Origin of the sequence: Humibacillus sp. DSM 29435 (assembly GCF_001758225.1) — a bacterium.
GTDB lineage: Bacteria > Actinomycetota > Actinomycetes > Actinomycetales > Dermatophilaceae > DSM-29435.
Window position 1 is genome coordinate 1 of sequence record NZ_MAST01000026.1, and the last position, 12,593, is coordinate 12,593.

General features: G+C 65.1%; 16 protein-coding genes and 1 pseudogene. 10 read left to right on the forward strand and 7 right to left on the reverse strand.

Translation table 11 applies throughout. From position 1 onward, the window contains the following. Positions 1-364 (reverse strand): annotated as a pseudogene (locus BA895_RS15140) (acetyltransferase); the annotation flags it as partial. 201 nt (positions 365-565) lie between these two features. Here BA895_RS15140 and BA895_RS15145 point away from each other — a divergent pair. The 5 genes from BA895_RS15145 to BA895_RS23600 all read left to right on the forward strand — a co-directional run bounded on the left by BA895_RS15145 (position 566) and on the right by BA895_RS23600 (position 5,099). Continuing rightward, entirely contained in the window at positions 566-1,555 is a 990-nt protein-coding gene (locus BA895_RS15145) for an alpha/beta fold hydrolase (RefSeq protein ID WP_070192737.1), read from the forward strand. A 294-nt stretch (positions 1,556-1,849) separates the two neighbouring features. Next, the gene (locus BA895_RS15150; protein WP_070192738.1) at positions 1,850-2,545 is read left to right on the forward strand and encodes a phosphotransferase; all 696 of its coding nucleotides are present in this window, start codon (positions 1,850-1,852) and stop codon (positions 2,543-2,545) included. A gap of 304 nt (positions 2,546-2,849) precedes the next feature. After that, a complete protein-coding gene (locus tag BA895_RS15155; protein WP_256388453.1) occupies positions 2,850-4,016 on the forward strand; it encodes a GNAT family N-acetyltransferase in 1,167 nt (388 codons plus the stop codon). A 92-nt stretch (positions 4,017-4,108) separates the two neighbouring features. Beyond that, on the forward strand, positions 4,109-4,663 hold the full coding sequence (locus tag BA895_RS15160) for a hypothetical protein (protein WP_070192740.1): 555 nt from the start codon (positions 4,109-4,111) through the stop codon (positions 4,661-4,663). A 139-nt stretch (positions 4,664-4,802) separates the two neighbouring features. Continuing rightward, positions 4,803-5,099, forward strand: a complete 297-nt coding sequence (locus BA895_RS23600; protein ID WP_139142689.1) for a hypothetical protein — start codon at positions 4,803-4,805, stop codon at positions 5,097-5,099. 32 nt (positions 5,100-5,131) lie between these two features. Here the strand turns inward: BA895_RS23600 and BA895_RS15165 are convergent, their stop codons facing one another. Both BA895_RS15165 and BA895_RS15170 read right to left on the reverse strand, forming a co-directional pair. Beyond that, positions 5,132-5,782, reverse strand: a complete 651-nt coding sequence (locus BA895_RS15165) for a GNAT family N-acetyltransferase (protein ID WP_139142690.1) — start codon at positions 5,780-5,782, stop codon at positions 5,132-5,134. Between the two features lie 90 nt (positions 5,783-5,872). Continuing rightward, positions 5,873-6,430: a GNAT family N-acetyltransferase gene (locus BA895_RS15170; RefSeq protein ID WP_175442341.1), complete on the reverse strand. Its 558-nt coding sequence runs from the start codon at positions 6,428-6,430 to the stop codon at positions 5,873-5,875. A 473-nt stretch (positions 6,431-6,903) separates the two neighbouring features. Here BA895_RS15170 and BA895_RS15175 point away from each other — a divergent pair, with 473 nt between their 5' ends. After that, a complete protein-coding gene (locus BA895_RS15175) occupies positions 6,904-7,380 on the forward strand; it encodes an NUDIX hydrolase (RefSeq protein WP_070192743.1) in 477 nt (158 codons plus the stop codon). 36 nt (positions 7,381-7,416) lie between these two features. Continuing rightward, on the forward strand, positions 7,417-7,917 hold the full coding sequence (locus BA895_RS15180) for a GNAT family N-acetyltransferase (protein WP_254666498.1): 501 nt from the start codon (positions 7,417-7,419) through the stop codon (positions 7,915-7,917). A gap of 115 nt (positions 7,918-8,032) precedes the next feature. On the opposite strand, the gene BA895_RS15185 is transcribed toward BA895_RS15180, so the two are convergent. The 3 genes from BA895_RS15185 to BA895_RS15195 all read right to left on the reverse strand — a co-directional run bounded on the left by BA895_RS15185 (position 8,033) and on the right by BA895_RS15195 (position 9,496). Next, positions 8,033-8,254, reverse strand: coding sequence for a hypothetical protein (locus tag BA895_RS15185; protein WP_070192745.1), 222 nt, complete (start codon positions 8,252-8,254; stop codon positions 8,033-8,035). 306 nt (positions 8,255-8,560) lie between these two features. Then, on the reverse strand, positions 8,561-8,791 hold the full coding sequence (locus tag BA895_RS23605) for a hypothetical protein (RefSeq protein WP_139142691.1): 231 nt from the start codon (positions 8,789-8,791) through the stop codon (positions 8,561-8,563). A gap of 243 nt (positions 8,792-9,034) precedes the next feature. Further along, positions 9,035-9,496 (reverse strand): hypothetical protein, encoded by a 462-nt coding sequence (locus BA895_RS15195; RefSeq protein WP_139142692.1) that lies wholly within the window; start codon positions 9,494-9,496, stop codon positions 9,035-9,037. 316 nt (positions 9,497-9,812) lie between these two features. Here BA895_RS15195 and BA895_RS15200 point away from each other — a divergent pair, with 316 nt between their 5' ends. The 3 genes from BA895_RS15200 (at position 9,813) to BA895_RS15205 (ending at position 11,869) form a co-directional block, all read left to right on the forward strand. Beyond that, complete coding sequence (locus tag BA895_RS15200; RefSeq protein WP_175442342.1) at positions 9,813-10,601, forward strand: hypothetical protein; 789 nt, start codon at positions 9,813-9,815, stop codon at positions 10,599-10,601. Between the two features lie 385 nt (positions 10,602-10,986). Next, positions 10,987-11,172: a hypothetical protein gene (locus BA895_RS23990; RefSeq protein ID WP_175442343.1), complete on the forward strand. Its 186-nt coding sequence runs from the start codon at positions 10,987-10,989 to the stop codon at positions 11,170-11,172. Positions 11,173-11,371: 199 nt separating this feature from the next. Next, complete coding sequence (locus tag BA895_RS15205; RefSeq protein ID WP_139142695.1) at positions 11,372-11,869, forward strand: hypothetical protein; 498 nt, start codon at positions 11,372-11,374, stop codon at positions 11,867-11,869. A 68-nt stretch (positions 11,870-11,937) separates the two neighbouring features. Here the strand turns inward: BA895_RS15205 and BA895_RS15210 are convergent, their stop codons facing one another. Further along, positions 11,938-12,195: a hypothetical protein gene (locus BA895_RS15210; protein WP_070192750.1), complete on the reverse strand. Its 258-nt coding sequence runs from the start codon at positions 12,193-12,195 to the stop codon at positions 11,938-11,940. Positions 12,196-12,593: the final 398 nt, after the last annotated feature.

Sequence of the window (12,593 nt, forward strand, 5' to 3'; positions counted from 1 at the left end):
CCACCTCGATGAAAGTCATCGCCACCAACTGCTCGTCAGCGTCGAAGACACCGAACCCCCAACGTTTCGCGGTCGGCACCGCACTAGCGGCCGTGAGTGATGCGTGGGCTGTCGCCACGCTTCCCGGGTAGTCACCGGTCGTCGCTGCATCCAAGGCCAGGACTGCGGGACCATCAACTTCGTTTAGTGCTCGATGGGTGTCCGTCGGGCCAAAGAGGGCCAGGTATGTCTCCCACGTCTCGATGTTCTCGCCCGTCACGTCGAGTTGGGCCGCCCAGGACCGCGCCGTCACCGTCCAGCCATCGTCGGCGAGCGACTGGCCCCGCTGGTCATCGGCACGGAGGACCACTACGTCGCTTGGCACGGGCGCAGCCTGACACACCTTCACTCAGAACGTCCGAAGTGCGGCATGATCGGACGAGCGTATCCGTCCTCTACGCGGCAGAGTCGGACGAGCGTAGCCGTCCTCTACGCGGCAGAGTCGGACGAGCGTAGCCGTCCTCTACGCGGCAGAGCCGGACGTCCTCTTGCTGGTGGCCGGGGCTCGGTCTGGTCTTATTGATCCATGCGTGTGCAGGGACACCCGGTCCAGGATGGGCTCCTCGATGTCGGTGATCAAGAGGTCATGTACTGGGAGGAGTGGGGCACGCCGGACGGCGTCCCAGCCCTCTACGTTCATGGCGGCCCTGGCGGAACGCTGCGCACGAGCGCTTACCGGAGCCGATTCGACCTGGACCGCACGCGCGTTATCGGGTTCGAGCAACGCGGCTGCGGACGCTCGAGCCCGCATGTCAGCGACCCGGCCGTGTCGCTGACGGCCAACGACACGCCTCACCTGGTCGCGGACATGGAGGCCCTGCGCGAGCACCTGGGCATCAACGCATGGATCCTCAACGGTGTCTCGTGGGGATCCACCCTGACCCTGGCCTACGCAACTGAGCACCCCGACCGGGTCCTGGGCATCGTCCTATTCGCTGTGACCACCACGAGTCGCGCCGAGGTCGACTGGATCACCGAAGGGGTCGCAACGGTGTTCCCTGAGGCCTGGGACCGCTTCGCCTCCCACGCGGAGCAGGCCGGCATTGGGTACACACGAGGCCACGGTCGCCTGGTCGAGGCCTACGGACGACTGATGGAGTCGCCCGACGCCCGTGTCCGCGCCGCCGCATCTCACGAGTGGGCCTTATGGGAGGACGCTCACGTCGCGATCGGCGCCGGGGGCTACCAGCGAGACCCGCGCTGGGAAGACGATGCATTCCGCCACGCTTTCATGCGCCTTACGGCGCACTACTGGGCTAACGACGGCTTCTGTAACCCGCCGATCCTTGCTCGCCTTGATCGGCTCGCTGGCATCCCCGGCACGTTGATTCATGGCCGTCGCGACATCTCCAGCCCGGCGAACACCGCGTGGCAGCTGCACCGAGGTTGGCCCGGCTCCTCACTCATCATCCATGAAGGCGACGGACACGGCGGCAGCTCGATGGTGGAGTGCTGGCAAGCCGCGAACGACGAACTCGTCGGCCTTCACTCAGATCCACCGAAAGGCGCCGAGTGATCACCCCACCGAGAACCCAACGCCTAATTCTCGGAACTACCGCTCGGCGGCAATTGCGGACGTCTCTTCGCTTGCGGTGGACTCAGACGTTGAACGGGAACCCAGCGACTAGGTTGCCGTCAAGACGCCCGCTCTCTCGCGGACGGTCCGCCTTCTGCAGGTGGCCGAGGAAGGAAACGCGTGGACATGTCCCCTGGCCCGCCTCCGGCGACCGTTCTGAGCGCGTTCGCGGTGACCGGGCCACCCCACCCGGTGCCTGGCGGCCAGGGCACTTCGTGGGGTGCAGGTGGCTTGGTGTTCAAGCCAGAGACCAGCCAGACGTACGAGTGGCTGGCGCAGGCTCTGGCCGAGTTCGCATCCGGCGAAGTCCGCATCGCCAAGGCGGCGAGCACCCAGGACGGCTCGTGGTCTTTCGAGGGTTGGTCGGCCACCCACCGGGTCGAGGGCACCGAGCCGGACTTCTCGGCGACCTCGACCTGGGTAGAGATCATCAAGGCCGGGAGAGCGTTTCATCGGGCGGTCGTGCACCTGCGCCGACCGGACTGCCTCGACGCGCGACACGACTGGTGGGCGCGGGCGGACCGAGCCGCCTGGGGCGAACGACCGATCCAGTTCTACGACGAGTTCGCCGGTATCGCCCGACGCCTGCAGGACGTCCTCGAGCCACTCAGTGCCCCGCAGATCGTCCATGGGGATCTGACGGGGAACGTCCTGTTCGCTCCGGGCATGGTCCCGGCGGTCATCGACATCTCGCCCTATTGGCGTCCGCCCGAGTACGCGGACGGCATTGTTGTCGCGGACGCCCTGGCGTGGCATGGTGCGCGCCCATCTCTGCTGGATCGCGTCGACGTGTCTGTCGCTGCGGTCGCCCGCGCCCTGCTGTTCCGGATGGCGACCACCACCGAGTGCGTGGCCTCTGGCGTCGAGGGAGTCGACGTCGTGGGCGAAGCGCAGCGGTACGCCTCCGCTGCAGCGGCCATCGGCGTGTGATGAGTGGAAGCAGTCGCGTGGCCGGGGCCGGACAGGGGCCAACCCGAAGTGCACCCAACAGGACGGGGCGAAGCCGGCCCCACTTGGCCTTCTCATTGACGCGCTGTCTGCGGCATTCGGATAGGGGTGTTGCTGGTACCGCGGGGCTGGTCAGGTCTCTCGTGTGCCGGCGACCGGCTGGCAGTATTTCGCTGGACGGGGCTGGTAGGAAGGGTTTGTGTCTACAGGTGCCGAGTCGTCCTTTGTCCTGCGGTCGATGGACGCTGGGGATCGTGGACCCGCCTTGGACGTGTTCTGGCGTGCCATGGGGTGGGGAGCGCGCACCGAGGACGCGGACGCTGTGTTCGCCGATCGCGCCATCGAGGTGGACCGCACCTTCGTGAGCCTCGACACCGACTCGGGCGAGATCGTGGGGACGACCAGTGCCTACTCGCTGACGATGTCCATGCCGGGAGGGGCTCTGGTGCCCGTCGCCGGCGTGTACCTGGTGGGTGTCGAGCCCACTCACCGCAGGCGCGGGGTGATGTCTTCCATGATGCGTCATCAGTTGAAGGGGCTCGCGAACGGTGGAGAGGCTGTTGCTGCCTTGTGGACCACCGACCCCGCCATCTATCAGCGCTTCGGGTACGGGCTCGCGACATGGCGCTCGCGCATCGAGCTCGACCTGGCTCGGGCGATGTTCTCGCCCCGTGCAGACGCACTCGCGTCGGCATCGTGCGCACGGTTGAGGCAGATGTCCGTGGCCGATGCGTTGCCACACCTCGCTGCCGTCCACGAAGAGATTGTTGGCTCGAGGCCGGGTGTGCTGGCGCGCTCGGAGAGCCGCTGGAACTTCCTGATGCGCCTCGAGGACGGGGAGCCGGAGGTCGTGGTCGCCATGGGTCCGGAGGGGCCGGTCGGATACGTGGCCTACCGCATCCGGCCGGGGCAGTCCTGCGCGTCACCAGGGGGCGAGGTGGAGGTCCAGGAGATCAGCGCAGTGGATCCGGCTACGCATGCGCAGCTGTGGCGCTACCTGCTCGGCCTTGACCTGATGCGGACCGTGTCGGCTCACAGGCCCCTACCCGATCCGCTTGTTCACCTGCTTGTCGACCTGCGCCATCTACACGCCACCATCGACGACGCCCTGTGGGTTCGACTCGTCGACCTACCTCGCGCTTTCGGACAGCGTGCCTTCGCGGCCCCCATCGACCTGGTTCTCGAGGTCACGGACGCCGTGCTGCCAGCCAACGCTGGGCGGTGGCGCGTGAGCGTCGACGCGGCGGGGGAACCAGCCGCTGCCAGGCCCACCCGTGGCGACGCCGATCTGTCGCTGGACATCTCAGACCTCGGCGCGGCCCACCTCGGCGCAACTCACCTGGCAGATCTCGCCCTGGCTGGGCGCGTCCACGAGCACACTCCGGGCGCCCTCGCAGCCGCATCGCTCGCCTGGTCCTGGTCACCCATCGCAACGTGCCCCGAGATCTTCTGACGACAGGCCTCACCGATCGCGGCAAGATCGGACGTCCCATCCGCGGCAGAAGCGTGCGTTCGCTGTCTTCGACCTTGTGCGATTCTCTTTTCATGGCCGATGACTTGACGCAGTCAGAGCTCGTCCCGATCGGTGGCAGTTGGAGTGGCCTCCTCTTCGACAACCCGCGTGCCGACGCCACGACGGCACTGACCTGGTCCTTCACTTTCGACTTCGCGGACATCGAAAGGGACTACGGGAACGTGACGCCGGGATTGACTGTGGACTGGGCGCCGCTTCCCGGACTCGCATCGTGGCGCGGACTGGCCAGAGCCAACATCTCATGTGCCACCTTCGGTGAACCTGTCGAGTCAAGCGTGTACTACTTCGAGCACCATCGCTTTGACGGCGTCGAGCTCTCGGTTCTGGACCAGGAGGGCGGACGGATCCTGGCACGCGCGCTTGTTTCGGGTGACATCGACGACCTCGGAATTCCCGAGTTCGCGGTCGAAGCATGGCTGGACTTCGAGGGCGTCATTGTCCAACTGCCTCATCAACCAGGGTCACTGCAGGCGGCAGCGAGAGAACTTGCACGGTTCACGTCTGTCGAGGGGCTGCAAGGCCGTGACCAAGGGCGGAGCTACCTCTTCGAATCCGCCCGTTCGTAGCGTCCCCTCATCGGCGCGCGATTTAGCAGCGGCAGGATCGGACGTCCCGTCCGCGGCATCGGGCGTAGCCGTCCTCAGAGCGGCAGATTCGGTGAACCTGTCAGGTAGTGAGCGGGCGGCAGACCTCTATCCTGTGGCCATGAGCCTGAAGGGGAAGCATGGTGTTGATCCGCGACGCCGCAGCAATGACGCATGGTCGTTCGGCTCGCTGGCCGTGATCTTCGGATGGTGGTCCCTCGACCGATGGATCGGCACGGCCGAGAACGGTGCGGACCTGCCCTCACTGGCGCTCACCATCTTCATGACCGCAGGGGTGGCCTTCAATTGCTGGCGCGCGCTCCGAGGGTTTGTCGGGCCAGGCACGCGAGAGCGAGGCGCGTCCGTGAGCACCGGGGTGCAGCGACCCGACATAAGTGAACGAAATCATTCCGTTTGAGCCCCGAACATCGCGGCTGCCGTGAGGACTGCTCAGCGGCACTGTCGCCTTTCGGAGCGGCTCGACCCGGAGGTAACTGTCCTCTCCGCGGCATGAGCGGTAAACGCCTCACGACGATGTCCGCACCATTGAGGCCTCGGCGTGTTGGGCGGTTCGTCAGGCCTCGCCGTGATGACGAACTGGCGGTAGTAGGTCGGCTGGTCCCGGTAGTTTCCGGGTTCGCCGGGTCTTGTCTCGCGTAGGCCGAGGCGCTGCAGGATGCGGATCGAAGCGTGGTTCGCGTCGAGGGCCTCGGCCCAGATCTCGTCAAGGTGCATCTCCTCGAATCCGCGTCTCAGCCCGGCGCGGGCGGTCGCGCGCCCGAGTCCGCGGCCCCAGAGGGTGCGGGGTCCGATGAGGAAGCCGAGCTCGCGGCGGTGTGGCTCGTCACCGTGTAGGGCGAGGTAGCCGACGAGTTGGCCCTCAAGAACAGCCCCCAGCCGGACGAGGTCTGACGGGGGTGAGCAGATAAGACGTGCCTGGAACTGGCGGTGCTCCTCGCGGGAGAGGCCGAGGCTCCACTCAGCGGCTCGGCAGAAATCTTCGTCTGCAGCCCAGCCAGCGATGACGTCGGCGTCCTCGAGCGTCATCGACCGGAGGGCGACCTTCGGTTCTTGGATGGGATCGCGACGAGGCTCATGCACGGATCAATCATGGCGTCCATGGACCGAACGCTCCGACGCACCCGAGCACCCACTGGCTGGATCGGAGTCACTGTCGGCGGCATGATCCGGTTAGTGGCTGACTGCGAAGCGTGGGTCCAGATGAGCCAGGGTGCAGTCATCGAGCCAGGTGCCATCTCTACCGAGGACGGCAGCGCGCTCGGTTCCCTCAAGCTCGAAGCCGTTCTTGAGAAGGACTCGGATGGATGCCTGGTTACGGGAGAACGCCTTCGCGACCACCCGGCGGATGCCCCCGTCGTGGTGCAGGGCCGGTGTGAGGAGAGCGACGGCGGAGCTGGCGATGCCCTGGCCCCACCTGTCCGGTCGCACTGTGTAGCCGAGGTAGAAGTCCCAGCCGTGCGGGTCGGGCCCAAGGGTCTCCGGCCGGTAGCGGCGCCCGCCGATGTCTCCGACCACCTGACCATCGATCGTTAGTGCGCCCATGACCACGTCGGTTCGTGCGGTCCGCTCGGACAGGAAGGCCCGGGCCTCTTCGAGCGTGGCCACGGTGTGGGAGGTGTACTCCTGGCACTCGGGCAGTTGCCAATACTCCAGGAACGCTGCAGCGTCTCCATCGCCGAAGGGACGGATGCTGACCCGGCCGTCAGATAGGGGCCAAGTGATATCCACGCCGGCAGTCTGCCTGGGCCGCGCGGGCGAGGCAACCGTGCGCCCGGCAGAACCGCAGACCCGCGGCCGCAATGGGATGCGTCATCGTCTTGCCAGCGCCCGCGTCGGTCGGCGACAGCTGACCGCGTGTACCCGTACCGGTGGCGGACACGGATGAGGCGTGCGTGGCCGTGGTTCTTGATCGACATGGGTGGTGCGGCGAAGGGACGCCGTAACTGCGGAAGCCACGACTGGTACCGCGAGCACGACGATGTTTGGGGTTTTACCACTGGAAAGCCGGTGAGTTCACGGGTGCTGACCCGCCGGCCGCTACCGGAACCAAGCCTTCCAGAGACCCGGTCAGAACCCATGAGATGGGGACATTCGACAAAGCTCCATGGTCGTCGACCAGTTGATGTCCGGTCTGGTCGTGGGGTGGCTGGCTCAGAAGCTGAATCGTGTCCTTGGTCGGAGCGACGTGACACCGTGGTGACATGACATCCCCCCTCGAAATCGACCGCAAAGGCAACGAGCTGTTGGTGTTCCAGGCCGGGCAAGAGGCTGACCTCGAGCAGCTGGACACGCGTATCCCACTACCGCTCTCTCTCGTGGTCGCCCGACACCAGGGCGACACCCTGCTGGTCTTCAACAAATGGCGCCAGGAGTGGGAACTGCCAGGCGGCATGATCGACCCAGGAGAAACTCCGCACGCGGCCGCTGTGCGCGAGTTCGTGGAGGAGACAGGTCAACCGTGCCCGCAGGCGCAGTACGTCGGCGTCGTAACTTTCCGCCTCATGCCTGACCAACGGGTCGAGTACGCGGCGGTCTACACCGCCGCGCTCTCTGCTCGGGGTGCGTTCGTACCGAACGACGAAATCGATGCGATCCGGTGGTGGGACGGGACGGATCTCGCCGATGTGTCACTGCTCGACGCCGCCATAGCCCGGCTCGTCGTCCAATCACCAACCTGATTGACGGCCTTCTGGACCTAGGATTCGGGCGTGGCCATGCCCGAGACGTTGCAGACACAGCGTCTGGTCCTTCGGCTCTTGGGACCCGGCGACCTCGACAGTGTGCACGCGCTGTTCTCCAGTGCGGGGCACACGATCGGCGACGGGCCGGTTTCCAACCGGGAGTCCACCGCTCAATGGCTCGCGCGGCGGCAGATGCGCTACGCGACCCAAGGGTTGGCCTGGTACGGGCTGTGGACTGCCGACCGGACGTTCGTCGGCAACTGCGGCGTCTTCGTTGGAACCCGTTGCGGAGCCGAACCCGAGATCGGGTACGAGATCAACTTTGCCTACCGGGGCCAAGGCCTCGCTCGGGAGGCCGCTGCCGAGGTTACTCATCTGGTGCACGAGGCAGGACATGAGCACCTCTGGGCCACGATCCAACCCTCGAACCTTGTGTCGGCTCACATCGTTCGGTCACTTGGATACCAGCTTGTTCGAAGCCGCGCCGACTCTGAAGACTCGATTGACTACTACCTGAGTTCGGCCACTCACTGACTCGCTCCGGTCCTGGACGCAACGAACGGCCCCGTCACTCGCAAGGGATCTCGACAGAACTCCGTGACCCGCGCCAATGCACTATCCGCGGCATGATCGGACGTTGGCGCTGCCGTCAGCTCTGTGCCCGCCGGCGTCGCTGACCGGCGACCCGTCTGGGGGGCGGCGTCAGCGGTGAAGGTTCACCCATGATGTCGGCGCTCAGGCGCTTGAATGCTCCCGGTTCGTTTGCGCGCAGCCAGGTCAGGACCTTCTTCATGCTGCGGGTCCGGCCCAACCAGTAACAGGCCGCGCCGAACGCACCAGTCAGCGTCAACTCGATGAGAACCTTGATCACGAGGCGAGCGTGGCATCTGCGCTTCGGTCTGTCCGATGTTTGCGCTCAGACTGCCCATCGGGACTAGTCGGCGAATCGCGGTGTCCGCGTCAGATCATTGCGACTGGACCTTGCTCCTTGCTGCAACGGATACACAATGATGCCCCCATGGAGATTGCCAGCCCCCGACCCTCGGACATGGACCGAGGGCTCCTTCGCATCGTTACCGAAGTATTCGAGCGCCTGCCGTCGGGTGCTGCGACACTTACGCATACATGGAGCGAAGCCGCAGGCATGTGGTTCGTAGAGGTCATGCCCAGGAACCCCTCAGCCGCCATGCTCAGCGTCGCCTTTGACGGCGACGACCTGCTCAACTTCGTGGTAGGGAACATCTGGTTCGAGGTCTTCCCTGTTGAGTCCGCTGAGGACCTTGCCCAGGCCGCTGACATAGCGCGAGCTGTGTTCGAGGGGCGCGTCGAGGAGAGCGGCTTTCGTCGTGAGGACGCCTTCGGGCGCATCTTGCTGGATGACGGACCGATGGGGGTGGGACGCATTCACGTGCCTTGGCCTTGGAAGGCACGTCCCTCGATGCGTCGATATGGGCCCTACTCAGTACAGGCTGCCGCGCAGCGATAGACCTTTCATCGGCATGACCGATCACTCGCACTGCGGCATGTGCGTACGTCGTGATGTCCTGCGTCCGGTTCGCCCGGGGCTGGAGGCCATCCACTGTCGACCACAGGCCCGTAGTCGGTTTCGAGTCGGTCTCCCCAAGGATTCGCGACGCGCGATGTGATCAGGTCAGGCAGTCACAGCGGGGAAATCAAGGACCTCTGGCAACACCTGACGGCGCAGCAGGCGGGCGACGAAATGTCCCGTCGTTGTCATGATGGTGTCTTCTTCACGGTCAGGCCCGTCCGGGTCGATGACCATGGTGGACCTGACGATCTGCCCATCGACTCTGTAGAGAGTGACGCGGGTCGGACCCAGCGTTGCTCGGGCGGCCAGTTCGAGCCGTTGCTCTAAGACTTCGACGCGATCGCGATCCGTGTAGGCGAAGTCGGCGGTGCGGTGCCCAGCAAAATCCAAGAAAAAGATCTCCAGTCCAATCTGAACCTGCGCTTTTCGATCGCTCGCCGCAAGGGGGTAGATGTCGAGGATTGGATCCCTCGTGTCTGGCTGTCCTGACGCCATGGTCCACCCATGAGATGGGTGCTTGGCCATGAGGCCAGGGACCATGTCGGTCAGGTCGCTGATGTTCACAGTGAAGTGAACCATCCACACCCACCGAGGGCCAGAAGGACTCCGCAGGCTCGACGGGCGTCCAAACGGCGGCCTCTGCTCCTACCGGAGTGGCTGGACGTGCCGCCCTCCACGCGGCATGATCGGTAAACATTTCACGTTGATGATCGGACTCCTGGGACCGGGCCCGGTCTTGTCCCTAGCGCCGCCTGGCCTCCAGTCGCGGACGAGCCGCACCGCCATGAACCCGCTGGTCTACGCGTGGGGATCTGATTCGACACCCGTGTCGCTGCGCTGTCGTCGGCTCGCTATCCGCCGATCTGACATGCTGCCCCGCATGACTGCTCTCGGCCGGCGGGCCCACACCTTGAGGTGTGCTGCGGCCGTGATGATGTTCGCCGGCTCGTGCGTGTTGTTAGGTTGCACCACAACCCCAGCGCAACCTCAACCGCAGCTCATCACCGACACGTCCGCGACGCTCTCCACGGGCCCGACGATGACAGCGATCGCTGCTGCCGCTCGATGTACGACCCACAAGATCGACGATGACTTGGAGCATTCGCTGCGACCGCAGCAGGTGTTCACCAACTTCGTCAGCGGAGGCGCTGCTCAAGCCGACGTGACGCGGCTGGGCCCCGACGGTGGCGATCTCTCGAGTTGTCCCGGGGATCTGCCTGAAGACACGTGGTGCGATCAGGGCATCCCTTGGTCCGGACTGGACTGGAACACCTTCGTCACGGCGAGCGGAACAACCCGGGAAGTGCGTCAGGAGCTGCAGGCCTTCCCCGCCGACGCCGCCCCAGACCCCGATATTTTCGCACCTGGGGCGCGTTTCCTCGAGTACCGCCAGTACGACATCGCCGCGGGCGACCCGCGGGGCCTGATCCCCTACCTTCAACGCGCGTTTCAGCACTGCGCGCACGCCAAACCCACCACGATCGCCGGGCACCCTGCCTTAGCGGGCACCGCGCCTTCCGAACAGGGAAGTACCGTCCCAGCGCGCTACATCCTGTTCACCGGCCAGCGCAGAGTCGCGTGGGTGGCCCTTGACGGCGCCGGCTGGGACGGCCCGAGCCGTCAGCATGCCGTCCAAGCCGCACTCACGTTCATGACCAGCACGCAATAGTTATGAAGAGGCCGGGCGAACGGCGGCGGCTCACGCCTTGAGGGACAATTAGGCACGTTCGGTAACACGCGAAACTTACCCTTGGGAGCTGCGTGAGATCCCGCGCCTCGGCGGATTCGATCACCTATGTATCGGCACGACCGCGCGGATTGCGGCAGAGTCGGACGAGCGTAGCCGTCCTCAACGCGGCAGTTGAGGACTTTGGTTCCGTGCTGTTAGACAAGGTCCCATGCCACCCGAAGAGGCTTTGCCTCGCGACCCACGGTTGGACCCGTTCCGTGATGCGGTCTGGGAACTGCGTCGTTCGGGGAGCCTGGAGGCGTACCTCGTCACGAATGTGACGTACTTTCGGTCTTGGCCGTTCGGGCGCAAACCCCGTGAGTGCATGTGGTCCAAGGTCTGTTGGCTCGACGGCCGACAAGACATGCCCGAGGACGACTACGGCCCTGAGTGGTACTTCGTCGCCGACTTGGAAGAGGGCAAGTATGAGGACACGCACGGCCTGTTCGACGCCAAGCCGGTGGAAGGGTCCGTGCGTGACCAACTGTGGGAGAAGTACGGGCCGCCGTGACACACGAGCAGGAAACGTCGGCCATACTTTCGCCACCTGACACGACTGTTCGCGACGCACAACCGGGTGTTGCGATTCGATCACGGCCGGTCTGCGGCAAGTGGTTCTGTGCAACGTTGGGCGCGTGAGATCCCTTGATCCGCTGAGGCGGACACGCTGGCGAGTTGCAGGTGCAGCAAGCCTCGTGATGGTCACGACAGTGACGACCTCGGCCGGATGCGAGACCGTCGCCGGCGCCGGGGCTACGGGCATCAGCGTCGATGCTCAGGCTCGACCGATGGTCGTGTTCACGCTGTGCAACGACCACATCGACGGAGCGACGATCTACCGTGACCGACTCACGACCGACCCGAAAGGGGAAGACTCCTCGGTTCCAGTGGCGGATTGGAACGCGATTTCACCGATCACACCCGGTAACGCGATGAAAGCCAGTCTGAGCACGGCCGAGCCGTCGCAGTCGTGGTCCCGCGTTGGCGCTGTAGAGGCGTTGCGCCCCGGCGTGCGCTACGTCGTATACGGCTGGACCCGCGACAACACCTGGTCTACGGCAGCGGTGGAGTTCACGCTCGAACGTCTCTCCAGATTGAAGCCTGGGCAGGTGCTCACCCAAACGTACGTGCAAGCCACAGGTAAGGACGTGGACACCGTGCAGTCTTACCGGCAATTCGAGTCGTCGACCTGCGCTGTGACGTCGTAGTCAGCACTTCCCGCCAGCGTCGGACTAGAGGCAGAGTCGGTCTCGCGAGGTGTGCGGGGGTTGGCGTCTCAATCGTCCGCGGCTTCGCCAGGGCCAACGGCGCGAAGTTCCTCGTGGAGGGTCGCGAACCGTAAGAGACCCAGCGAGTCCCACGGCTTCTGATCACCTGACTTGAACACTGAGATGGTCTTGCGATCGTCCAGTTCGCTCTCGAGGACCAACAACCAGTGACCTGGCAGCGACCCCTTGAGGTGGTCGTCAACTTTGCCGACCTTGTCGATGGCGCGCTGAAGAACCTCGTCAGGATCTAATGGTTTCGAGGCCATGGACGAGCAAGACCCTCCTTCGCGACGTTGGGGCTTCAGCCCTGATCAAAACACAGTCGAGGGCATCTACCGCCGTGTCCCCAACGACGGATTCTCGGCCCACGTCCGCACATCGGCATGTGAGTAAATTGAGCCGAGGCGAGCGACCCCCGGTTCTACCGCCCGACGGGCTTAGTTCTGAGCCTTCGTCTCAGCCTCCATCGCGGAACGTGTCCCAGAGTCTCCCTTTCTCACCTGGTCGTGTCCCAAAGTCGATCCTCGCCGACAGGGGCTTCACCTCTCTCGAGCCGGTGGGGCACCACGCGTGGGCGCAGGCGGGCGCCACCTGGTGGGTCGAGAGCTGGTGGGATGTGCCCCGGGGCCCTGACGGCCTCGAGATGGTGCGCCGCCGGGTCGCA

Bases quoted from the DNA above. Each gene is read 5' to 3' on its own strand.
- BA895_RS23990 (WP_175442343.1), top strand. From the start codon at position 10,987: ATGTGGTCCAAGGTCTGTTGGCTCGACGGCCGACAAGACATGCCCGAG.
- BA895_RS15200 (WP_175442342.1), top strand. From the start codon at position 9,813: ATGACTGCTCTCGGCCGGCGGGCCCACACCTTGAGGTGTGCTGCGGCC.
- BA895_RS15180 (WP_254666498.1), top strand. From the start codon at position 7,417: ATGCCCGAGACGTTGCAGACACAGCGTCTGGTCCTTCGGCTCTTGGGA.
- BA895_RS15210 (WP_070192750.1), bottom strand. From the start codon at position 12,195: ATGGCCTCGAAACCATTAGATCCTGACGAGGTTCTTCAGCGCGCCATC.
- BA895_RS15160 (WP_070192740.1), top strand. From the start codon at position 4,109: ATGGCCGATGACTTGACGCAGTCAGAGCTCGTCCCGATCGGTGGCAGT.
- BA895_RS15175 (WP_070192743.1), top strand. From the start codon at position 6,904: ATGACATCCCCCCTCGAAATCGACCGCAAAGGCAACGAGCTGTTGGTG.
- BA895_RS15155 (WP_256388453.1), top strand. From the start codon at position 2,850: ATGGGGTGGGGAGCGCGCACCGAGGACGCGGACGCTGTGTTCGCCGAT.
- BA895_RS23600 (WP_139142689.1), top strand. From the start codon at position 4,803: ATGAGCCTGAAGGGGAAGCATGGTGTTGATCCGCGACGCCGCAGCAAT.
- BA895_RS15145 (WP_070192737.1), top strand. From the start codon at position 566: ATGCGTGTGCAGGGACACCCGGTCCAGGATGGGCTCCTCGATGTCGGT.